The 21,820-nt window shown below is 44.9% G+C and carries 18 protein-coding genes; 13 read left to right on the forward strand and 5 right to left on the reverse strand.

The genetic code is table 11. The annotated features are described in order from the left end of the window. Positions 1-58 precede the first annotated feature (58 nt). Positions 59-1,600 (forward strand): phosphoenolpyruvate carboxykinase, encoded by a 1,542-nt coding sequence (locus L5L98_RS15355; RefSeq protein WP_173497001.1) that lies wholly within the window; start codon positions 59-61, stop codon positions 1,598-1,600. A gap of 253 nt (positions 1,601-1,853) precedes the next feature. After that, positions 1,854-3,413 (forward strand): AbgT family transporter, encoded by a 1,560-nt coding sequence (locus tag L5L98_RS15360; RefSeq protein ID WP_131525240.1) that lies wholly within the window; start codon positions 1,854-1,856, stop codon positions 3,411-3,413. Positions 3,414-3,528: 115 nt separating this feature from the next. Here L5L98_RS15360 and L5L98_RS15365 read toward each other — a convergent pair whose 3' ends face one another. Beyond that, entirely contained in the window at positions 3,529-4,998 is a 1,470-nt protein-coding gene (locus L5L98_RS15365) for an OmpA family protein (protein WP_263142184.1), read from the reverse strand. A 217-nt stretch (positions 4,999-5,215) separates the two neighbouring features. On the opposite strand from L5L98_RS15365, the gene L5L98_RS15370 reads away from it, so the two are divergent. The 5 genes from L5L98_RS15370 (at position 5,216) to L5L98_RS15390 (ending at position 10,417) form a co-directional block, all read left to right on the forward strand. Next, the gene (locus tag L5L98_RS15370) at positions 5,216-5,647 is read left to right on the forward strand and encodes a hypothetical protein (protein WP_263142186.1); all 432 of its coding nucleotides are present in this window, start codon (positions 5,216-5,218) and stop codon (positions 5,645-5,647) included. A 39-nt stretch (positions 5,648-5,686) separates the two neighbouring features. Then, entirely contained in the window at positions 5,687-6,475 is a 789-nt protein-coding gene (locus tag L5L98_RS15375) for a hypothetical protein (RefSeq protein WP_263142187.1), read from the forward strand. 2 nt (positions 6,476-6,477) lie between these two features. Continuing rightward, positions 6,478-6,939 carry a hypothetical protein gene (locus tag L5L98_RS15380; protein WP_131525705.1) on the forward strand — a complete coding sequence of 154 codons (462 nt, stop codon included), beginning with the start codon at positions 6,478-6,480 and terminating at the stop codon, positions 6,937-6,939. Positions 6,940-7,004: 65 nt separating this feature from the next. Beyond that, the gene (locus L5L98_RS15385) at positions 7,005-8,309 is read left to right on the forward strand and encodes a hypothetical protein (RefSeq protein WP_263142188.1); all 1,305 of its coding nucleotides are present in this window, start codon (positions 7,005-7,007) and stop codon (positions 8,307-8,309) included. A 374-nt stretch (positions 8,310-8,683) separates the two neighbouring features. Then, positions 8,684-10,417 carry a hypothetical protein gene (locus L5L98_RS15390; protein WP_263142189.1) on the forward strand — a complete coding sequence of 578 codons (1,734 nt, stop codon included), beginning with the start codon at positions 8,684-8,686 and terminating at the stop codon, positions 10,415-10,417. A 130-nt stretch (positions 10,418-10,547) separates the two neighbouring features. Here L5L98_RS15390 and L5L98_RS15395 read toward each other — a convergent pair whose 3' ends face one another. Then, positions 10,548-10,904 carry a hypothetical protein gene (locus tag L5L98_RS15395; protein ID WP_263142190.1) on the reverse strand — a complete coding sequence of 119 codons (357 nt, stop codon included), beginning with the start codon at positions 10,902-10,904 and terminating at the stop codon, positions 10,548-10,550. Between the two features lie 548 nt (positions 10,905-11,452). Here L5L98_RS15395 and L5L98_RS15400 point away from each other — a divergent pair. From L5L98_RS15400 to L5L98_RS15410, 3 genes are all read left to right on the forward strand, one after another. Beyond that, positions 11,453-12,703 carry a dicarboxylate/amino acid:cation symporter gene (locus L5L98_RS15400; protein WP_131525701.1) on the forward strand — a complete coding sequence of 417 codons (1,251 nt, stop codon included), beginning with the start codon at positions 11,453-11,455 and terminating at the stop codon, positions 12,701-12,703. Between the two features lie 274 nt (positions 12,704-12,977). Then, positions 12,978-14,114, forward strand: a complete 1,137-nt coding sequence (locus L5L98_RS15405; protein WP_263142192.1) for an FUSC family protein — start codon at positions 12,978-12,980, stop codon at positions 14,112-14,114. Positions 14,115-14,247: 133 nt separating this feature from the next. After that, positions 14,248-16,284, forward strand: a complete 2,037-nt coding sequence (locus L5L98_RS15410; RefSeq protein WP_263142194.1) for a M14 family metallopeptidase — start codon at positions 14,248-14,250, stop codon at positions 16,282-16,284. Between the two features lie 25 nt (positions 16,285-16,309). Here L5L98_RS15410 and L5L98_RS15415 read toward each other — a convergent pair whose 3' ends face one another. Next, the gene (locus L5L98_RS15415) at positions 16,310-17,077 is read right to left on the reverse strand and encodes a class I SAM-dependent methyltransferase (RefSeq protein WP_263142196.1); all 768 of its coding nucleotides are present in this window, start codon (positions 17,075-17,077) and stop codon (positions 16,310-16,312) included. Between the two features lie 270 nt (positions 17,078-17,347). On the opposite strand from L5L98_RS15415, the gene L5L98_RS15420 reads away from it, so the two are divergent. The 3 genes from L5L98_RS15420 to L5L98_RS15430 all read left to right on the forward strand — a co-directional run bounded on the left by L5L98_RS15420 (position 17,348) and on the right by L5L98_RS15430 (position 19,726). After that, a complete protein-coding gene (locus L5L98_RS15420) occupies positions 17,348-18,133 on the forward strand; it encodes a DUF4097 domain-containing protein (RefSeq protein WP_263142307.1) in 786 nt (261 codons plus the stop codon). Between the two features lie 308 nt (positions 18,134-18,441). After that, positions 18,442-18,912 carry a hypothetical protein gene (locus L5L98_RS15425; protein WP_263142198.1) on the forward strand — a complete coding sequence of 157 codons (471 nt, stop codon included), beginning with the start codon at positions 18,442-18,444 and terminating at the stop codon, positions 18,910-18,912. A gap of 121 nt (positions 18,913-19,033) precedes the next feature. After that, the gene (locus L5L98_RS15430) at positions 19,034-19,726 is read left to right on the forward strand and encodes a hypothetical protein (RefSeq protein ID WP_263142199.1); all 693 of its coding nucleotides are present in this window, start codon (positions 19,034-19,036) and stop codon (positions 19,724-19,726) included. 643 nt (positions 19,727-20,369) lie between these two features. Here L5L98_RS15430 and L5L98_RS15435 read toward each other — a convergent pair. Together L5L98_RS15435 and L5L98_RS15440 are read right to left on the reverse strand one after the other, a co-directional pair. After that, complete coding sequence (locus L5L98_RS15435; RefSeq protein WP_263142201.1) at positions 20,370-20,924, reverse strand: transglycosylase domain-containing protein; 555 nt, start codon at positions 20,922-20,924, stop codon at positions 20,370-20,372. Between the two features lie 440 nt (positions 20,925-21,364). Continuing rightward, positions 21,365-21,811 (reverse strand): GIY-YIG nuclease family protein, encoded by a 447-nt coding sequence (locus L5L98_RS15440; RefSeq protein WP_263142203.1) that lies wholly within the window; start codon positions 21,809-21,811, stop codon positions 21,365-21,367. Between the last annotated feature and the right edge of the window lie 9 nt (positions 21,812-21,820).

A 21,820-nucleotide genomic window follows, 5' to 3' on the forward strand; every position in this document is an offset into this window, starting at 1 on the left:
TTAAATCGGCAGACGATCGATATTAAAATAACCTTACAAATCAAATGGAGACCTCACTATGGCGGATGGATTAAACCGCGTTCACTTTAACCCCTCAACAGCACAACTTGTCGAATTTGCCCTGCTACGCGGCGAAGGTGAATTGACAGCCAATGGCGCATTAGTTGCTAAAACAGGCGCTCGCAGCGGTCGCTCACCTGGCGATCGTTTCATTGTAAGAGAACCCAGTTCAGAAGCTGATATCGAATGGGGCCCAGTCAATCAGGCTTTCGATCCAGGTGCTTTTGAAGGTTTATGGGCACGGGTTGAAGCTTACCTAGCCGATAAAGAACTGTTTGTATCTGATCTCGAAGTCGGTGCTGACACTGAACATTACCAACCAGTACGAGTCACCACGCAATACGCTTGGCACCAACTGTTCGCCCGCAATCTATTTATCATTCCTGAAGAATTTAATCGTAAAGACAAACCAGTGTGGCAGATCATCAATGCCCCTGACTTTGTTTGCGTACCAGAACGTGATGGCACTAACTCAGATGCGACCGTGATTTTAAACTTCGCTGAACGTAAAGTGCTGCTTGCTGGCCTGAAATACGCTGGCGAAATGAAAAAGTCTATGTTCTCAGTGCAAAACTTCCTACTGCCAGCCCAAGGCGTGCTCCCAATGCACTGCTCGGCCAACGTGGGTAAAGATGGCGACACTACGCTGTTTTTCGGTTTATCTGGCACAGGTAAAACCACACTCTCTGCTGATCCAAAACGCTTCCTGATTGGTGATGATGAACACGGCTGGGCACCCGGCGGTGTATTCAACATCGAAGGCGGTTGCTACGCCAAATGTATCGATTTAAGCCAAAAGAATGAGCCCGTGATTTGGGATGCGATTCGTTTCGGCACTGTGCTTGAAAACGTCGTTATGGACGAACACCGCGTACCTAACTACAAAGACAGCAGCCTGACGGAAAACACCCGCGCAGCCTATCCGCTGGAGCACATTGCCCAACGTAAAGAAGACAACTGCGGCGCTGAGCCACATGCGGTTGTATTCTTAACCTGCGACGTATCTGGCGTATTACCACCGGTTTCTATCCTGACCAAAGAACAAGCGGCATACCACTTCTTGTCTGGCTATACCGCCAAAGTAGGTTCGACTGAAATCGGCTCAACCTCGGCGATTCAATCCACCTTCTCAACGTGCTTCGGCGCACCTTTCTTCCCACGCCCTGCTGGCGTGTACGCAGAACTGTTGATGAAGCGCATTGAGTCATTCGGTAGCCAAGTGTACTTAGTCAACACAGGCTGGACTGGCGGTCCACACGGTGTAGGTAAACGTTTTGACATCCCAACCACCCGCGCCATCGTCGATGCGATTGTCAGCGGTGAATTGAAAGATGTGGAAACTGTCCACTTAGACACCTTGAACCTCGCCGTTCCTGTGGCAGTCACAGGCGTAGACAGCAATTTACTCAATCCAATCAACACTTGGGGCGATAAAGCGCTATATGCCGAATACGCCCAGAAGCTAGCAGAAGCTTTCACTAAAAACTTCGCTAAGTATCAAGTGTCAGACGCTATCCGCAATGCAGGCCCAAAGGCTTAAGCACGTAGCGGCTCCATTCGGATAATGTAATCAAACACATTGTTGAGTAAAAAAGCGCGGGTTCAGTCATGAACCCGCGCTTTTTATTTGCGGCTAAATTGATTTAGTGATGATTAAATCCACCCGCACTAAAGCCACTGCGATAGATTTTTATGTGTTTTATTTCTTATCGATTAGTTAAACCAAGCTTAAATTAATGCTGCGTTTTTATAATCGCCGATAACAATCATCATTTTTAGGAAGCGGCACCCAAATGGAAAATCATAAACCTGTCACTGGATTCCAGCGATTTCTCAATGGCGTCGAAGTCGTCGGCAATAAACTGCCCGACCCAGCAGTATTATTTGCGATGTTTCTGGGCTTAGTCTGGTTGATCTCTTGGGGATTATCGGGTGTCAGTTTTGATGAAATCGACCCTCGTACTGGTAACCCGATTCAAGTCGTCAATATGCTTGATGGTGGTGCGTTAACCGCTTTTACCTCGGCGATAGTCACGACCTTTGTCACTTTCCCGCCGCTAGGTGTGGTGCTTGTGGCCATGCTGGGCCTAGGCGTTGCTGAACATACTGGCTTTATTAATGCAGGGCTGCGCTCCATTTTATCTGTTACCCCCAAGATGTTACTCACTCCGGTATTGATAGCCGTGGGTATTCTAAGCCATGTCGCGGTTGATGCGGGTTATGTACTCGTTATCCCACTCGGCGCGGTGATCTTCTACGCCGCGGGTCGTCATCCCTTAGCCGGTATTGCCGCCGCTTTCGCTGGCGTATCCGGTGGTTTTTCTGCGACCGTTGGCGTGCCATCCAGCCTTGATCCTATGCTAGCGGGCTTAACTCAGGCAGCGGCAAGATTATCAGCCGACCCCGCGGCCGCGACATTAACGATTAACCCACTAAATAACATCTTTTTTACTTCGGCTTCTGCCATTTTAATTATCTTAGTTGGCTGGTTCTTAACGGATAAAGTTATCGAGCCGCGCCTAAAAAACACTGCGGTGAATGGCGATCCCAGCACGCTCCCAACCCTAGATGAACTGCAACCCCATGAGCGCCGCGGACTCAAATTCGCCATGGCCGCCATGTTGTTGTGTGCATTAGGATTAGTATTAACCGCCTATGGTGAACATTCTGCTTGGCGTGCTACTGACGGCGCCCTAACCAGTGCTTCAGCGCCATTAATGCGCTCCATTGTGGCGATTATTTTTGTGTTTTTCCTCATTCCCGGCATCGTGTATGGCTATGCCGCTGGCACGGCAAACAACCACAGAGCCATTATTCAAGGCATGAGCAAATCCATGAGCGGCATGGGTTATTACATCGTCATGGCTTTTTTCTGCGCCCAGTTTATTTATGCTTTTGGTCAATCCAATTTAGGCGCATTAATGGCCATTAAAGGCGCGTTGGCGTTAAAGGAATTAGCCCTTCCTATGGGTGTGACTTTGGTGGGAATTGTGTTTCTCACGGCGTTCGTCAATCTATTAGTGGGTTCCGCCTCAGCCAAATGGGCATTGATTGGCGCCATTATGGTACCCATGTTAATGGAACTAGGTGTGTCACCGGATTTGACTCAAGCCGCTTACCGAGTGGGCGACTCATCCACTAATATCATCACCCCACTGATGCCTTACTTTCCGTTAATTGTGGTGTTTTGCCAAAAATACGTTAAGGAATCAGGCATAGGCACCTTAGTGGCGCTGATGTTACCGTTTTCAATCAGTTTTCTTTTACTTTGGAGCGGTTTCTTACTGGCATATTGGGCCTTAGGCTTGCCTCTAGGGATTGGCAGCTCGTTCTCCTTCCCGGCACTATCTTAGTGTGAATATCGCTTGGCTGAGATTTTCGGCTGAGCGATCACAGATAAACAAAAATGGCGCCCACTTAGTTAACTGTGAGCGCCATTTTTATATCTATTGAATCAAGCTATTGTGTTTACTTAGTATCCGATCTCAGCACTAACTCTACTCGACGATTCTGTTGTTGCCCCGCCTCATCATTATTGCTGGCAATGGGCGCATGCTCGCCAATACCCACAGCTTCAAGCTGTTGAGTTTTAATACCATGACTTGCGGTAAGCAACTTGACGACTGCAACAGCACGACGTTGTGACAAACCTTGGTTATAAGCTTGGTTGCCTTTGTCATCAGTGTGGCCAACCACATAAAATGCGCGGCTTGGGTTAGCGCTTAAATAACTCGCCAGCACTTCCACAACGGGCAGAGCTTCTGGTAATAACTTGTCGCTATCGTACTCAAATAACAGCCCTTCTAGAGTGACATGTCCTTTAGCTTCAATTTGATCAGTCAAAGCCGCAAGGTTGATACCGACACGGTCATCCTTAAGTTGAGTTTCTTCCAATACCCGTAACTCTGTCCATAAGCCGCCAATAAAGCCAATGGTATAAGTACTTACATGCACATTGCCCTGGGGGCGAGTTAAGGTATACCAGCCATAAAACTGGCTCTCTTCATTACCAATATTGACTAAAGAATCAATTGCCTCGACAAATTTTCTTTCAGGGCCACAGGCCTCTCCCTTACACTCAAATTGCGCCTCGAAGCCGAGTTTAGTCAGCGCTGCTTTATAGTTGCTAAACACCTCATAACTTGAGTATTCCTTTGGCAACTGATAACCATTCTGAGTCAGCTTACCTGCACGCTCCACCACCACAGGTTTGTTGGTAGCATCCATAGCAGATACGAAAGCTGTGCTAGCAAAACCCTGACGTTTAAATTCATGAATCACAGCGCCCTTTAAGCGACTTAGCAACGGATGATCTTCAGCACCTTCAGTGTCCTTTTGTACATTGTCATTAAACTCAATCTGCTTAGGTGCTTGTTGTAAAAATGCCGCATTAGCAGTGACTAAACCTAAAGGTTCAGGCACAACTTCTAAGGTCGTGATATGGATAGTTGCATAAGAATTAGTCGTGCTTGCAGTTTGTATCGCAGTATAAAACTCTTTCTGCTCATGCTTAACTCGAGCGAATAAATAACCATTATCGACACCAATCACGCCATCCAACAAGGCAATATTCTCTTGCAATAGACGAGTATTACCGCACGTTTCAAGACGACACTCGAATAATACTTCACCGCCAAGCCTTTTCAATTGAGCCCGATAATTATCGAGTATATGGTTAGGACTATATTCAGGTGCTAATTCGTATGTTTGCTGCTGTAACTGGCCAAATATTGGCTTAAAGCTAAAGTCCGCTCTACTCTCGCCAACGCTGATAATAAAAGGATACTCAACATAGTGGCGAGTCAGCTCTTCTTTTAACTTTGCCGTAGGAAACAGTGTAAATAATTCCTCATCGGCCGCCTTTAACGGCAACGACGTAAAAGTACCCATTGATAACGCCAATAAACCCACTAAGCAACCTGAACTGAAAACACGCATTAATATTTACCCTCCATAGAAATACTGGTGAGCAAGTTAACACTAAATGCAGTATCAAATAACAAATCAGAAACAAGTTAATACTTTAGCGTGATTGTGATGATGAACTCTACACGCAAAAATAACTGGCGAAAAAAACAGGCTAACAACATATTAGATGTCAATCGCTTAGCCTGTCTGTTAGCCGAGATTCACTTTCATCACAAGGATGTTTATTTTGCGACTACCCCACTCTGCCCGCGCTCTATCCATAATCGCCCTTTTATTTATGCCTCTATGTGTGCAAGCAGTAAATCAAAAATTAGACGATGAATTAACCCAACGCTGCTTAGGCACTTTCGATTTTATTAAGACCCAAGACCTAGCGGCCTTTATCGCTCTTATGCCGTACGCACCAACTCAAAAAGAACAGGAATATGCTGGCGAGATTTTGCAACGCTCCCACAAGCGCTGGTATGTTGACCGAACCATGGATGAAATTACTCCCAAAGGCGTGAGCTACAGCCAAGCAGATGAATTTAAACGGCAAAAAGGCGCTATCCAAGAGGCAAGAGTTAAACTGCTGATCACCAGCCCCAATGAACAAGCCTCGGTCAGTTGCAAATTTGTCGAGACGCAAGAAGGTTGGTTCCTCTCCAAATTGCCGTAAGTGACCTAAAACAGCCAACGACATAAAGGCAAGGTAGTGATGCAGTATTCGCAATTATCTAAAAAAGCTCCAAGATTTATCAATCCTGATGGATTACCTGAACAGCTTCGCCTTGCAACTAAAAGCCATTATGTTCGTCGAGGGTTAGCATTATTGGCGCTATTGCCACTTTCGGCATCTCTTATCATGGCGATAACCCTCGACGGCGGTGAGCAGACTTTTTACCAGTTTGTGGTGGCATTGTTGCTACCTGTAGTGCTCATTCTCTGGGCGTTCAAGCAGCATTTGGTACTTGATAATCCAAGTCAGCAACGTTTCGTACAATCACAATTTTTGGGTTATCACTTCAAAAAAGCCTACCTAGCCCCACTGAAATCTACCGAGTTACTACTGCGCCACGATAGCTATAACAGAAATCAATATGAGCTTAAGTTGCATAATCTTGTGTACCCCATCGGGGGTTTAACCGATACCACCCAAGCTATGATGTTCTTTGCACAGACATTTAATCTCTCTGCCAAAGAGCAAATCACCCAATTTCCCAATATCCGTGAGCTAGACATACTCTCATCGAATGAACCACTTATCGCGTCACTCTCGCTAAATGGTCAGGATAAACCTATCGCGCAAGAGGTCGACACCATCAACACGGCCGATGGATATAGCGCACAAGCGATTGACGCTAAAGAGAATGACAATCCTACTCATCGTCCGCCTTCGGCAGATATCGAACCACTTTGGCACCCCAAATTAATACTTAAACTGTTTTATCCGCTGCCATTTATTATGGTGTTTGGCTTTGCGATGAAGTTTATTGGAAGCCTATAGCGATGCACTTTAAACAACTCTCACCGACCATAGCAATCATGGCTAAAACTCGAGCACAAACCATTGGACGCTGGATTTTTGCAAGCCTAGTCGCTTCAATCACCTTATTTAACGCACTAGGTTTTGAACATTGGTCCTATGGCGAAGTGATTATCTGGTCATTCATTGCACTTCTTAGTTGGCATCTGCTATTTGCTCGAAGGCGTATTCAGATTGATCTCGAACGGCAACTGATCACCACTAAAGTCAGTTCGCTCTATCCGCTAACTCAACAAGTCATCCCCATCAACCACATCGCAGCATTTCAAATACGGCAACGTCTCGGCCAGCCCCATGGGTATGATTTGTTGATAGTGATGGATACTCAAATTGAACCATTGAAATTTCAATATGGTGACTTGCACCAAATACAGGAGATAGGTAAGCAATTATCAACATTTTGCAATGTTCCCCTGCTTAGCTAACTGGAACCTACTATGTATGTTTTTAAAATAATCTGAAAATTGAAGCTAAACGGATATTGATACTTATGGAAAAGATAAGAATTATTGCACTGTGTAGTTTACTTGCCTGCAGTATTTTTCCTGCTAGCGCCGCACAGGATAGAGATCAGGCTTTGGCGACTTTTGACAGCCAAACAGTACCACTCATAGAGCAAGCCATTGCATTAGGGGAAACAGCGCCTGAGGACAAAATTGACGATGCGTTAGATCGTCATCAAGGCGATGCACTTGCCGTTATAAGGGAAGGCATTCCTCAACGTCTGGCGATTAAGGCAAAGCAACAGCTTACGTTAGCGAATGAGTACCTTAGGTATTTTAAAGAATTACAGCAGCAAGTTCCGCATGCGAGTCAATGCCATCAACCAGAACTTGTGGCAGATTTCAGAACACAAATCAAAGAGCTCAACGCCTATGTGGATAGGCTCAACACTTACCCTAAACTCCAAAACCTAGGCGACGCTTTTCCAGCCTTAATGGACATGAATATTAATCAGGCACGGGTTAACACCTTAACGAGTCTGTTTCATCGATTTCGGCTCTGTGTTTTAGGCGATGATACACCAGCTATTGTCGATGGACTCACAGGCGAGAAAGGGGATGCAATAGCCAACGCCTTGACCAATGCATTTGCTGCTAAACAGGGCTTGCCCCACCCAACTGCATCACAAAATATGGCGGATGAAATGGCTGAAGATGATGCGCCAATACTCGATGATATGGGAGATGAACAAGCCATCGAAGAGGATACTGAGCAAGACAATAGCGAGTCTGATGAGCCTGAAACTGAGCTCGCTACTGAAATTTCACAACCGATATCCGCCGTTAAATTCAGCAATATGCCACTTAATGACTGCATCCAAAAACAATCGAAACTCTTCGCTATTCAGCAGAGCCAAGAACTCAGCCTACTTAACTGCCAATTTAATCCCACTGACATAGTGACGCTGCAAGATCTCAGCGCCTTTACCCATCTCAACACCCTAAGCTTAAAAGGTGGCACGCTCAGCACACTCGGTAATCTGAACAGTAATAATCTTAAAACCTTAATGCTGACCGATATGAAGGTAACTGACTTTTCTGGTAAAAACCTGCAACTCGATAGCCTGTTCCTCAGCCGCATTAGCTCAAATAATTGGCCAAGCTTAATCGAACTTAACGTCCAGACCATCAGCATTGACAAAACAGTGAATTGCGCTGAACTCAAAACATTATTGGCATCAAAAAAGCTTATTCCTATCCATCCTGGACTGAGTCCAACAGAAATGGCAGAACGTATGCAACAAGCAGAAACCAATGGCATACCGCTGTTAATGCTGGAATGTGCGATCTAACCAGCTCAAGTCTCTCATTAAAATCTTCAAGCTAAGTATGCACCTTTCATACTTTTGCATACTTGTTTGATTTTTAAACAGAAAGGAAAATACACAAGCAATTAACACTAGCACAACAGTCGCCTGAGTTAATTACAGGATTGGATGTTAAGTCGTAGCGAAAGGGATTTCTCTAAAAAATGGTAAACGTCTCATCAAAAGCGTTCTCAATTACTATCCGCTATTGCCTACCCCGTCATCGTACCCAATGTAAAGCTAATCACATTTGAACAATAGAAAAACGCTCCAAGATATTGATTCATATTAAAATAAAATAGACACAGCTTAAATAATGGCGATGGAAGTTGCCGAGTATATTCACGTAAGGATACAAGATGTTTAAACCTAAACTGCTCTCTTTGCTTATCGCCACCAGTTTGCTGACGGCATGTTCTGGCTCGGACGATAAAGATGATACAACACCGATCCCAGAGCCGACGCCACCCACAGAATACGCACATAAAGTCACAGGTCAGGTCACTTATATCGGCGCTATCGCGGGGGCCAACGTGTGCGTCGATCTTAACCAGGATTTAAGCTGCTCTGAGGGCGAACCTAGCACAACGACGGATACCGATGGTAAATATCAAATAGATTGGAAAAGCGAGACCGAAAAACCTAACTATTACCTGTTGGCCAATTGGATTGATAACGCGGCGTCATCTGCACGCTCAGCATTGGCGATGAGCTCCGCCGCAGCTAACACCAACGCCACCACTGGCGGCATGAATATCGTTGCCCTGCCCGATCATGCGGGTCATATCAATGCGCTGACTAATATTGAATTTTCACGCTATCGCAAGATGATTGAGGCCGACTTAACGCCACAGCAAGTGATTGAGTTCCGAGCAAAACTAAAAACCTTATACGCCAGTGGATTTAAACAAGTTGAAGCCGATTTATTTAGTCTTTCGCCCGAAATCACCCTGCAACCGACATTTATCGACACGCTGCTGTTACACGATTATCTGCTAAATCTCACCAATGAGCGCACAGTGGAAATTTTGGCAGCCATCGAAGTGTTAATCGCCACATTTGAAGCCTTCGAGAATTTAATCCTAGGGTATGGATTTGGCACTGATGCTTATCTGCAAACCAATCCTGTTGCCGTCACTAATAAGGTGGAAAGCACCTTAGTGTCCTTCGGTTATATGGAAGCGCCGGTTGATGACAAAGCCATGAACAGTGTTGACTGGGATAATGTGTATAGCAGTATGCACAATCAAGCAGGCGAATTACACGTACTCAGTATACAAACCGTACGCAACAGTCATTTTATCACCTTGGATTATGGTGTTGATAAGCAAAGCCTTACTGGCGTAATCTCAGGTAAAGTCGCTATGCTCATCGAAAAAACATCTCAAGAGGATACTGAAACCGAATGTTGGAATGAGCCGATGCAAAAATGGATTAATTCCACACGTAACGATCAAGGTTATGCCAGTAAAGAGCCGATCATCGAGGGCAACCTATTAAAAACCGTCTACGCTGGCACTGATGTCGAAATCCAAATGAATTTTCAGAAGTACCAAAACAGTGCCGCTGACTGGCAAGATTTGCTAGTGAACCTCCCTGCGGATCTTAAACTGGCGCCACTCGCTTGGCCTGCACAGATATATCGTATGGATCTTAAGCAAGTTGCCGATGTGATTTGCCGCAATGAAGCTCCCATCAAACATGAAACTGATGTTGCAACAGCAAGTCAGATGTACTCTAAGCTGCTAGTGCAACTCTTCTGGTCGTACGCTTACCCTGACGGGTATATTCAAGATACGCCCAATAAGTTCACTCTTCTCGATAGTTTCGGCCAACCCGAAGCGCAATATGAATGGGGCATTAGTACCAGTCCAAGTAATGAGCAGCTGTTGACCATAACTCAAATAGTTGAAGACCCTATTGAGCGCGAAATGGTTAGTGCACACTACTACCTAGTCAGCCCTTACTTGCTGACCGAAGTTGAGCTAAACAAGGCTTTTGATACATCAGTAAATAAACAGTTTTATCGCTTCACCTACGACAGCAGTTTCAGCAATACGCTGTACAACCACTTTAAGTCCTTAGCAAAGTAAACCTTAATCCATCCGCGCCCCTGAAGTGACATTTCGGGGCGTTTATCTGGGCTCATCTTAAGTGGCTAAGCGCCAAGGTAACGTAGGGGCGACTCGTCACCCATAGCGCCATCAAGCAAATTAGCACCGATTAAAGGCTTATAAACGCATCTCGCTCATAGTAAAAGATAATAGCTTCAAGTAGTTCCTGTTCACTGGGCTGAGCTTTTTGCTGCTTAATATTATCGATTACATCCTCGATTTGATCCATATTGAGCAGATAGCAATAACCATTGTTTATCAGACTATCTTCAAACTCATCGATTTCTTCATTAGACCAATCCCTCATATCATCGACAATTGGCAGTAGCCGCGTGGTCAGTTGGAGAATTTCATTTTCCGCAGTATCTTGATAAACGAGCCAATATTGTAAGCCTCGCTGAGTAATACACTTATTAATCCAGTTTTTTAACGGATCTGATTCGCCAAGGAATGATCCTATATCCACCAATGTCTCCTTCATATTAACGTCAGAGTGACATGTTAACTTGCTTAAAAAATATAAGTCTATGGCTTTGAGTTAATCTGCTTCTTCCAATCACTTGCAGTCAGTTCATCCATAAATAATGGAAAAAACGGGTTGTATACCACAGAAAAAACTACGCAAAGGTTAAAATTGATACTTTCAACAGTCGTTATATCTACCCAACGCGACTCTGCAACCTAACGCAAAATCACAATTCATCAATCCAGAAGTTAAAAACCCACAATAAAATAAGCTTTATTCATTTTTAAGTGCATAAATTTAAGCATTCCTCATTTAACGTTAACGTGATTTAGACTTTGGTTATTTTGAAACCAAGGTTAGTGATGTTTCACAATCCCCTGCTATGCAATTGTGGTACTTTACTCGGTCAAAAATGTCGGGCATTTGCCTTTAACATAGAGTGAACCTTTAGCCTAGATTAAGCCTTAATCACTAAGCCTTGAGTCGTCTAGGTTCAAATCGTCTGTGCATGACACAAAATGCTGCGGCAACTGGGGAGTTTCGCAAGAATGAAGAGCAAGAGTTTATTAGGTAACATTGGTGTGCAAGTGGTTATTGCCATGATTATCGGTGCACTGGTGGGTTTTATGATGGGCGAGAGTGCAAGTGTGTTTGCACCACTCGGAACCATTTTCATCCATTTAATCAAAATGCTAGTGATACCACTGGTATTGGTTTCTATCATCAGCGGAGCAGCGAGCTTAGGCGATAGCCCATCGGCGGGTAAGATTGGCATTGGCACTTTCGGCTTTTTTATTGTCACGTCGGGCTTTGCCGTTGTGCTTGCACTCTTGATGGGTAATCTGTTCCAACCGGGTGCAGGCGTTGATTTTACCGCCCACAGCAGCACAGACTTGATGGAAGTAACCAAGGAACATGGCGCATTACCAGGGGTAATGGATACCTTTATCGGCATGATCCCAACCAATGTGTTCGAGTCGCTGAACGGCGGTAACATATTACAAATCTTAGTCTTTAGTATCTTCTTCGGCATCGCACTGACTAAAGTTAAAGGCGATGGTGCTAAACCTATTTTGGCCGCACTCAACACAGTCGTTGATGCCTTTGTGTGGATGATCAACTGCGTGATGATCATTGCCCCTATCGGTGTATTTGGTTTGATGGCCGATTCTGTCGGCACCTTCGGTTTTGATGCACTAGAAGTCGTGTTTAAGTTATTCGCCGTGTTTGTGGCTGCGATTCTGATCTACGGCTTTATCTTCTTCCCATTAGTGGTGCAACTCTTCTCAAGAGTGTCGGCGCGCCAGTTTATTTCGGCAATGAAGAAGCCGCAGGTAATGGCCTTATCGACCGCCTCTTCAATGGCGACTCTGCCAGTGAATATGGAAACCTGCGAGGAAGATCTTAAAGTCTCTAAGGCAACAACGGCTTTTGTACTACCGTTAGGCGCCACCATTAATATGAGCGGCAACGCGATTTATTATGGTTTAGTGGCCATGTTCTTCGCCCAAATGTATAACGTTGATCTGTCGATGACAGCCTATGCGGCCATCATTTTCACCTCAACCTTAGGTGCAATTGGTCAAGCAGGTGTGCCGGGCCCATCCTTCTTAGTAGTGGCAGTGCTGTTAGCTGCGGGAATTCCTATCGATGGTTTACCTTTGCTGTTTGCATTAGACAGGGTTTTTGACATGATCCGTACCGCACTCAATATCACTGGCGATGCAGCTTGTGCCTTGATTATGGATAAATACACAGAAGTTGACGTTAAAGCGGATAGTGAGCGCAGCTTAAGCTAACTCAAACACTTTGAATATCGGCTTGAATAGGCAACGCTTATTCAAGCCTTTTTTATATCTGCAGCACGGTATAATGGCCTGCCTCTACACGCATCAGTTAAGCCTATTTAATCTGAGTGTTAATGTGATCTCTCCCGCGCCATCCACTAAGCTCAATTTGCTAGATTTCGCAATTTACATTTCTTTATGGCGCTATGGCCGCAAGTGACACGGTTTTTCTGCGATACTGCCACTAGATTAACATCGCTAAGTTAGCTCAAAGGAATTTTGCCCTATGTCTGTATTTGCCCCAGCCACACCCTTTGCCGACTTTATCTATCGCCATTTCCGCTCAATTCACGCCCTAAAGCTCGGGCTAGCCTTACTCGTTGCTGTCACTATTAATGCCATTTGGGCGCCACCGCATTTTATTTGGAGCATGGTCACGATAGTGATCATTATGATGAGCTTACCTCAAGTAGGCGGCGCGATTGAAAAGTCGCTACAAAGGGCGATAGGCACTTGTTTAGGCTCAGCTTATGGGGTGATGTTAGTTGCCACAGTGGACAGTTATTGGCTAATCATGAGCCTGCTGATCTTAGCCGTTAGCTTGATTTGTTTTATCTCGGCCGGACGTTATAGCTATGCTTATTTAGTGGCCGGATTTACCATCATAATCGTGGTCGGCGATGCCAACCATGACACCTCTGAGGCACTATGGCGCACGGCCAACATCCTCTCCGGCTGTGTGATTGCTATTTTGGTCTCACTGTTCATTTTCCCGATTAAAGCTAAACAAGATTGGCGCTCCCAACTCACCCATGCCATCGACAATATGGCCGAAGTATTAGCCGAGCATCTTAAGGCGCCCGCCAATCATGAGCTCGATTTTCGCGCTAGACTAGAGGCTGCGATGAAGGCCGTACTCACTCAAAAGAAACTGTTTTTCTCCTTGGAATGGGAAAGTCAAACCCTCAAAAAACACAAAGTGCTACTGTCACAGTTAGCCAATAAACAAGTGCGCTTAATCACCTTACTCGAACTCTTACCCTTAACCCGCTGGCAGGAAGAAGACAAAGACGCCTATCTGCAGATTAATGCGGTTGCCTCTGAGCTTGCCTTCTATTTGCAACAACTTGCAGAATTTGTAGCGGGTAAAGCTCAACAATTACCGACACTACCAGAATGCTTAGATCAAGAATTACAACACAGACTCCAGCTTGCCCTAGTCGCAGCCACTCAAGCATCAATCGCTGATCCAGTGACAGCCGTAAACGACCAAGTGCCGCAGGGATTTGCACTCACAGGTTATAGCTGGCTGATTTATCAGCTCGCGATTGCCGTCGAAGCACTTTATAAAGACATTGCCATTATCGACATTGCCTATCACAAGCGGCCAGCTTCTCAGATAACGCCCAACAAAACGGCTTAGTCGATTTTCCCATTCCGCTTAGTGCTTAAATCCATGTCAGAAATGCCGGATAACCCTTAGCCGCCCTTGCGTTAACGGGGCGTTTAATGAAAAGATACCGTCCTAATAAAAATTCGATAGATGGACTCTTTTCATGCGCTTGTTTTCTTTCTCCGTTATCGCCATTGCCTGTCTCTCTACGGGCAATCTGTACCCTGGGAATGCTTTTGCCAATGATGCGAAAACCACAGCCCAAACAACTCCGGCAGCCACTATGGCGCAAGCCTCTACCACAGAAACATTGGCAGTTGGCTCCCCAGTAATCACAACGTCACAGGATGCAAGTCCAGCAGCGAATAGCCAAGCAACTGAAACTGCGACTAATGTACTGACCGATACCACAGTTGCAGCGCCAGAAGCACAACCAGCGCCCATTCCTGAACGAGCCAACACCTTTGTCAACGATGTGATTTTACCGCCCAGCATCACTTGGCATGGCGCCAGCGAATCGCTCATGTTAAGTGTTGATAGCGAGTGGGCGACTCCCTTTGAGCAAAGTGGCGGTATTGAAAGTCCAAGCTACGATGCCACTATCGCTTGGCTCGACAAACTCGCGGGCGAGACAGATAAATTACAAAAGGTTAGCTTAGGTAAGAGCCCACAAGGGCGCGATATTTGGATGTATATCGCCAGTAGCGAAGGCATTAATGAATCGGCACGCCTCAAACAAAACACTAAGCCGACAGTGCTAGTGCAGGCGGGGATTCATGCGGGAGAAATCGACGGTAAGGATGCCGGCATGATGCTGCTACGAGACATTATCCAAGGCGATAAAAGTGCCCTGCTCGATAAAGCCAACCTCTTGTTTGTGCCTATTTTTAGTGTTGATGCCCATGAGCGCAGCGGCGAATTTAATCGTGTAAATCAACGTGGCCCTGTGAATATGGGCTGGCGCACTACGGCTAATAATCTCAACCTTAACCGCGATTATGCTAAGGCCGACAGCTTAGAAATGCAGCACATGCTGCGCGCAATCAACGTATGGCAACCGGATCTGTATATCGATGTGCATGTTACTGACGGCATCGACTATCAATACGATGTCACCTTTGGTTATAACCTCGCCCAAGGCTTAAGCCCAGCCAGTTACCGCTGGCTCGAAAACAGCTACAGACCTGCAGTTGAAGCGGCATTAACGGAACAAGGCCATATTCCCGGCGCACTGATTTTTGCCGTGGATAACGCCGATATTAACAAAGGTATGTCGCTGTGGAATCCGAGCCCGCGCTTCTCTAACGGTTATGGCGATGCTCGCCATTTGCCCACCATTCTGGTTGAAAACCACAGTCTAAAGCCCTTTAAGCAAAGGGTGCTCGGCACTTATGTGATGTTAGCGCAAACCCTCAAAACAGTGGGTGAACAGGCGACAAAACTTAAGAGTGCGATTCAAGAAGATAAATACCGCGCCTCACCACTAATTACCCTTACTTGGAAATTAGCACCATTAGAAAAAGGCTGGGATTTTAAAGGCATAGATTATCAACTTGAAAAGAGCCCCATCAGTGGCGTTGAAGTTGTGCGCTGGACAGGTGAACCTAAGCTTTACCCTAACTTGCCGGTGATGGCTGAAACAGTGCCCGACATTAAGGTCACTCGTCCGAGTGCTTACTATATTCCAGCGCAATGGACTCAAGTGATTGATCGTCTTAACGTGCATGGCATTCGCATGACCACGCTCAAAAAGCCAACCGAGTTGAAATTGCAGCAATATACCCTCAGCAATCCCGTGTTTAACACTAAGGATTTTGAGGGCCGCCAAACGGTCAAAGCCGAGTCAGAGTTAACCAAAGTCAGCACCACTCTGCCCGCTGGCACCATTAAAATCAGTACAGATCAACCGCTAGGCGATCTAGCGATTTTACTGCTTGAGCCGCAATCACCAGATTCTTTACTGCAATGGGGTTTCTTCAATCCTATCTTCACTCGTACTGAATACATTGAAGATTATGCGGTAGAGCCACTGGCGGCCAAGATGCTAAAAGATGATCCTAAGCTACAAGCTGAGTTCGACAAAGCACTGACCAATGCAGAGTTTGCCGCCGATCCTGAGGCACGCCTACGCTGGTTCTATGAACGCAGCCCTTACTACGATAACCAATACCTTAAGTATCCGGTTTACCGTAGTCGTTGATCATCGCGATTACAAAAGGCTGTGATTACGCTGGCTTACGCGCACTGATGCTATACACCAAGGGCACCTTCTGCCCTTGGTGTGTTAACACATAACGACCATCTTCTTGCGCTTCGAGCCCTTCAAAGCAGTTATAGGGGCTGAAATCAAATTCGTGGAAAAACTCCAACACTAAGCCCGCCTGCAATAACGCATTGATCACTTCAGATAAACTGTGCGACCAGCACATTAAGGTCTGCTGATCATCACCGGTATTTTCGGTATATGTGCCTTCCTGCTCTATGTCTGGCTCACCCCGATTAAAATAGCTATAGCCATCGAACAACTGCTGCGCAGGATGGAACTCGGCCATATAAAACTGTCCGCCGGGTGTTAAACAGGCAGCCACAGTCTGCGCCCACAGAGTTAAATCCGGCAGCCAAACAATGGCACCATAGGACGTAAACACAATATCGTGAGGCTCAACCTTGCTTGCCACACTGTAAACATCGCTACAGATAAACTCGGCGGACAACTGTGTCCGTTCTGCCAGTTTTTGCGCTTCAACAATCGCCACCTCTGACAAATCGACGCCTGTGACTCTCGCTCCCATTCGCGCCCACGACAAGGTATCTAAGCCGAAATGACATTGCAGATGCAGCAAACTTTTACCTGCAACCTCGAGTTCACCTAGCTCAATTTCCCGCAGCGAAGTCTTACCATTAAGAAAACCCGCCACATCATAAAAATCAGAAGTTAAATGTACCCGAGTGCGCGCATCCCAAGCCGTCTTGTTCGTCGTTAAATAATCCATCTGCATCCCTTCTTATGTTTTTTGTATTTTTGATTCCGCGTGACTTACGGAGCTTAAACTAACTTAATAAATGAGCAATTTCACTAATCTATGAGTAAATCACCCATGTAGCGGACATGTCCGCACAGTGAACCCCGGACACTTTTTAGCTTAACAAATTGATTATAAATGAAAATTAAAATTGGCATGGGCTGTGCAATGTCTTATTCATCGCAAGACGACTCAGCACTCACCCAAAAAATCGAGTGCCAGATAAACAAGGAAGCTAACATGTCACTACGCCCATTTATATTCACCCTCGCTTTTATAGTGTTTTTTACTGCGGGGGTATCGCTCACTGGCTGCATTCTTAATGTGAACGCTGCAGGCATGCCAGACTTAGACCACCAACAACGCGAACTCACACTCGATAGCCAAGACTTACAAGGCCTGATTGCTGAAACTGGCGCAGGCAGTTTGGAAATTATCGGTGTCGAAGGCCTAACCCAAATTAAACTCGTCGCCGACATCTATAGCAATAAGGACGGCAACGATGACAGCAAAGTCATTCTCACCCTTGAGAAAAAAGCCAATAAAGCCAAGCTCAAGGCCAACTTTGAGCAAACAGATTCTAATAATAACTCGCCCTATATAGACCTAAAACTGCAAGTCCCTGCGAACTTTACACTGGATATTGATGACAGCTCAGGGGCTATTTTGATCAGCAAGATGACGTCAGACATGAACGTCAAAGACGGTTCGGGTGAACTCACTATCAACGGTGGTAACAATATCAACATAGAGGATGGCTCAGGTGATATTGAAATCAGCCAAATCAACGGCAGCCTAACCATTGAAGATGGTTCAGGCACAATCAAGGTGACCGATATTCGCGGCAATATCGCAATTGATGACGGTTCGGGCAACATAGAGGTCGCCAATGTGCAAAGTGCTGTGACCATCACAGATGGCTCAGGCAACATTAATGTCTTTAATACTAAGGGATTAACGATTCTTACGGCAGGTTCTGGCGATGTGACATTTAACAAAATCGACGGCCCAGTGAGCATGGAATAACGCGCCGTTTTACCACCCTACACCCAAAGGTTTTACCCACTTCCCGGCGTAGAGGCTGATGTTGCAACGGTTCCCAGCCAAGATGTCAGTCTTCTACCCACCCTTTTAAGCGTATGCCAGACTTATGCATTTATGCCACTAACCCCTTGTAGTGGCATTTTTTATACCGAAATTAAGCTTGAGTTTGCAGAAATGATGTTGATTTTATTCAGACCGTTACGCTTTAACCTTGTGGATTTGCTAAGATTGTCAGCCTTCCCACTTCAATAGTCGAAAAGTCACACTGTATTGCCAGTAAGGTCGAGAATATGGATCAGTTTTCGGAATACCAAAAAGAAATTGAAGCGCTTTCTCTATCGGATAACCCTAGACAGATAATGGAAGGACTAGGGGATATTTGTTTTGATGGCGAATCTTTTTATCGCAACGGCAATAAAGCCCTAGCCAAACACATTTTCAAGCATATTTACGCCTTAGATGCGCACTCAGACTATTTCTCACACGCCAGGACTGTCGCAAAAGCCTTTCTTATAACCTTGGAAGAAATTCCCCCTATCTCCCTAGAAGAGGCTATTTTACAGATAAAGCATGAGCATGCCTCATTAGCTGCACATCAATTATATCTGCTGATTGCAAAGCGTATTTTTAGGGAATTTAGTCACCATCAAGACGCTATCCACATCACTATGCAATATCTCACCAAAGCCGAGGCACTTACCCCTCTGAGCAAGAGTGACCTTCGCTTTAAAGCTTTAGTCAGCTCAAATAAGAGTGAGTAAAGGGATAGCGTGACAGAATAAATCATCAGAATTTAGAGCCGCTTCTCAAAAGAAATGCAAAAATATACCAGAAGAGATCAACGTTCTGAATTCGACAACCCAATTTTAATTAAGTGATAATATGGACATTTCATCTTTTAAGAAATATATAAAGTTAGCACCAGAAAATGTTTCAGAATGGCAGAGGTGGGAAAATTCATTACCTACCTTCGATTCTATATTACCAATATTGGATTATGTATATAACGCTGAGTGGCAGCGAGATGATTGGAAAGCCATAATGGCATTCATTCGGAAAGGTTATGTTGAGCAAAATGAATCATCTGAATTGGTTGACGGGATTAAGCATGTAAATATATTCAACTCCAAAGTTATTAATCTAAAAGTTGATGTCGCAATTTCATTAAACTGCTCCATTGTTCGTTCATTAGAGTCAATTAATTTATGCTCAGACTCAGTTGAATCATTAAGTGTGTCCCATGCAAGCAAACTCTCTGAAATTACTGGAAACACCCAGAATTTAAGCTACTTATCTTTAAATAAATGTCAAAAGTTAGATTTTTGTTCTATCATTTCAACGCTGGACAGCGTAAAAATTTTAGACCTCAGTGGAAACCCACAGTTGTCCAGTATTGATGAGTTGCGTGGAAATAAAAATATTTTTGCGTTATATCTTGTTGAAACAAATGTAATCAAGACTAAAGAGACAGTAGAAATTTTGGCTTCGATACCAAACTTGAAAAAACTTTGGATTAAAGCAAACAAAAAGGAGTTGGAACTTTTAAGAGAAGCCCTACCAGGGATTGTAAATTAAGCATAGAAAAAGACCGGACATGTAGTTCGAGAGCGTGAAAAGATCTGTGTAAGTGGCATTCTTAACCTATTAAATGGAGTTCAGAATACCAATAGCAGACAAACTTATCGCTCAGCAGAAGAAACCCAAGCATAGTCGGATGTTAACTGCCGCGCCATTAAGAGTGGGTGTCCCATTTAATAATTATATGCTTTTTGAGATCTCGTCTCTAAATACCCCCAGCAACTCATACTTTTTGTAAATCGTGGCTTCAATGGTAAGCCTCATATCAAGAGCAGCATAGCGAAGTCTGAAATCATCCCCTGAATTAAGATGCTCAATGCTACTAGCATAATGCTTTAGGGCCATTACTAAATAATTGCTTTCCATAACAATACTCGAATAACTAAGTTAGATAAGCCAATAACAAAAAAGGAGCCCTCAAAAATGAATCCGGCCACCCAAGTTAAAACAACATAATGCACTCTGGGTTTGGCTTCAAGCAACGGAAAGTCACTTAGTCGCGAGTTTATCGAGACGCCCACTGTTAAATGTTGCAACGAAACAACAGAATCGGGGCCGTTCTTGTTAAATGAAAGGGCAGCGTATCACTGGAATGACAGTGCTGAATCATTTCATCGACACACATAAGTGGCACAGCAGGCTAGAAGCTTGTATCCAACTTAGAAAGCAAATATTCACGGCGTTTTGTAAGAAGATCTGGGCGCTTTGCAAAGGTACTTGGGGCATTAGGAAGAGCTGCTATTGTGGCCGCCTCTTCAACATTTAATCCCGATAAAGGCTTATTGAAAAGTGCATGGGATGCGTAGGAAAAACCTTTTGAATCTTTGCCAGTATGCACTTGGGCCAAATAAAGAGTTAATTGCTCATGCTTCGTAAGGTGAATCCTTACCAACTGCAGCCATAGAAATGACTCTATATGCCTACCAATCATTGATTTGGGCTTATTACAGATATTTAAATTATCAATAATTAACCTTGTAACAAGCCAATCAACATTCTCGCCAGTGGATATACGAACGAGCTGCACGATCAAGGGTGGAGGCTCAGATTCTTCTGGTGTAGCAACTTGGATGAGTCGAGTAATTTCTACACGGTGATGCTGAAAGTAAAAAAGATCATAAATTGCAAAAATTATCAGCGGCAGCATCACAACAATTGCTGCCGCCCAAGACGAAATTTTAAGACCTAGTCTCATTATGGTTCCTCAAATAAATCTTGCTAAATTAAAACGGGTTTATCGAAACATCCATAGTTAAATTTTGCGACGACACAAAAGATATAGGAACATGTTCCAAAACTGAGGGTACAGACACATCTCTCTTAGGATTAACAGCCAACGCCGAAGTATCAGAATGCACCATACCCTCGGAGTTGCCGCAGGGTGAATAGACAAATTGCGTGAGTCTCGGCATGGATGCCGAGCTAGCTTTCGCAGGTGCAGGGACGCATCCTTCGGAAGCGATAGCAAATTTGGCAATGAGCACAAGGGGCTTCAACTCCGTCAGGGGCGTCTTGGAGAATCCAAGGAGGATAGGACGAGCAGTCCTCCTTGGTCGGGTGTGGGGTGAAGCCCCACGACGTTGATTTAGCTTTTGCCTGAACACAATAAGATCTGAATGATGTCAGAGTTCAGTGTTATCTGAGTACAGATTCGATCAACGCCAATTTCTGAGCACGACTCAGTTTTTTAACCGCGATTTCACGCTTTAGGGCATCGCTGCGGGTGCCGACTTGTTCTTGATACATCAAGGTTAACGGACCTTTACCGCGCAAATACTTAGCGGATTTGATACCACCCGATTGATGCTCGCTAAAGCGTCGTGTGACATCTGTGGTGACACCTGTGTATAAATGCCCGTTGGCGCAGCGGACTAGATACAAATACCAGAGGGGTGCTGATTTTATGGGTGTAGGCTTCGGTGGTGCAGGATTTAATGGTACGGGATTCAGCGAAGCTTCTGTAACAACATTTTTGGTTGCGACAGCGCTAGTCACTGGGACAAGTGTGTCTGCCACCAGTGACTCATGTTGCTGTACAGCTTCTATGTCCGTATTGCCTAGGCTGACGGCTGATTCAGTCACTTGCGAATA

It is taken from the genome of Shewanella sp. SM23, from assembly GCF_025654295.1.
GTDB classification, from domain to species: Bacteria; Pseudomonadota; Gammaproteobacteria; order Enterobacterales; family Shewanellaceae; genus Shewanella; species Shewanella oncorhynchi.

Excerpts from the sequence above, each read along its gene's own strand:
- L5L98_RS15355 (WP_173497001.1), top strand. The coding sequence starts at position 59 with ATGGCGGATGGATTAAACCGCGTTCACTTTAACCCCTCAACAGCACAA.
- L5L98_RS15360 (WP_131525240.1), top strand. The coding sequence starts at position 1,854 with ATGGAAAATCATAAACCTGTCACTGGATTCCAGCGATTTCTCAATGGC.
- L5L98_RS15365 (WP_263142184.1), bottom strand. The coding sequence starts at position 4,998 with ATGCGTGTTTTCAGTTCAGGTTGCTTAGTGGGTTTATTGGCGTTATCA.
- L5L98_RS15375 (WP_263142187.1), top strand. The coding sequence starts at position 5,687 with ATGCAGTATTCGCAATTATCTAAAAAAGCTCCAAGATTTATCAATCCT.
- L5L98_RS15380 (WP_131525705.1), top strand. The coding sequence starts at position 6,478 with ATGCACTTTAAACAACTCTCACCGACCATAGCAATCATGGCTAAAACT.
- L5L98_RS15385 (WP_263142188.1), top strand. The coding sequence starts at position 7,005 with ATGGAAAAGATAAGAATTATTGCACTGTGTAGTTTACTTGCCTGCAGT.
- L5L98_RS15390 (WP_263142189.1), top strand. The coding sequence starts at position 8,684 with ATGTTTAAACCTAAACTGCTCTCTTTGCTTATCGCCACCAGTTTGCTG.
- L5L98_RS15400 (WP_131525701.1), top strand. The coding sequence starts at position 11,453 with ATGAAGAGCAAGAGTTTATTAGGTAACATTGGTGTGCAAGTGGTTATT.
- L5L98_RS15405 (WP_263142192.1), top strand. The coding sequence starts at position 12,978 with ATGTCTGTATTTGCCCCAGCCACACCCTTTGCCGACTTTATCTATCGC.
- L5L98_RS15410 (WP_263142194.1), top strand. The coding sequence starts at position 14,248 with ATGCGCTTGTTTTCTTTCTCCGTTATCGCCATTGCCTGTCTCTCTACG.
- L5L98_RS15415 (WP_263142196.1), bottom strand. The coding sequence starts at position 17,077 with ATGGATTATTTAACGACGAACAAGACGGCTTGGGATGCGCGCACTCGG.
- L5L98_RS15420 (WP_263142307.1), top strand. The coding sequence starts at position 17,348 with ATGTCACTACGCCCATTTATATTCACCCTCGCTTTTATAGTGTTTTTT.
- L5L98_RS15425 (WP_263142198.1), top strand. The coding sequence starts at position 18,442 with ATGGATCAGTTTTCGGAATACCAAAAAGAAATTGAAGCGCTTTCTCTA.
- L5L98_RS15430 (WP_263142199.1), top strand. The coding sequence starts at position 19,034 with ATGGACATTTCATCTTTTAAGAAATATATAAAGTTAGCACCAGAAAAT.
- L5L98_RS15435 (WP_263142201.1), bottom strand. The coding sequence starts at position 20,924 with ATGAGACTAGGTCTTAAAATTTCGTCTTGGGCGGCAGCAATTGTTGTG.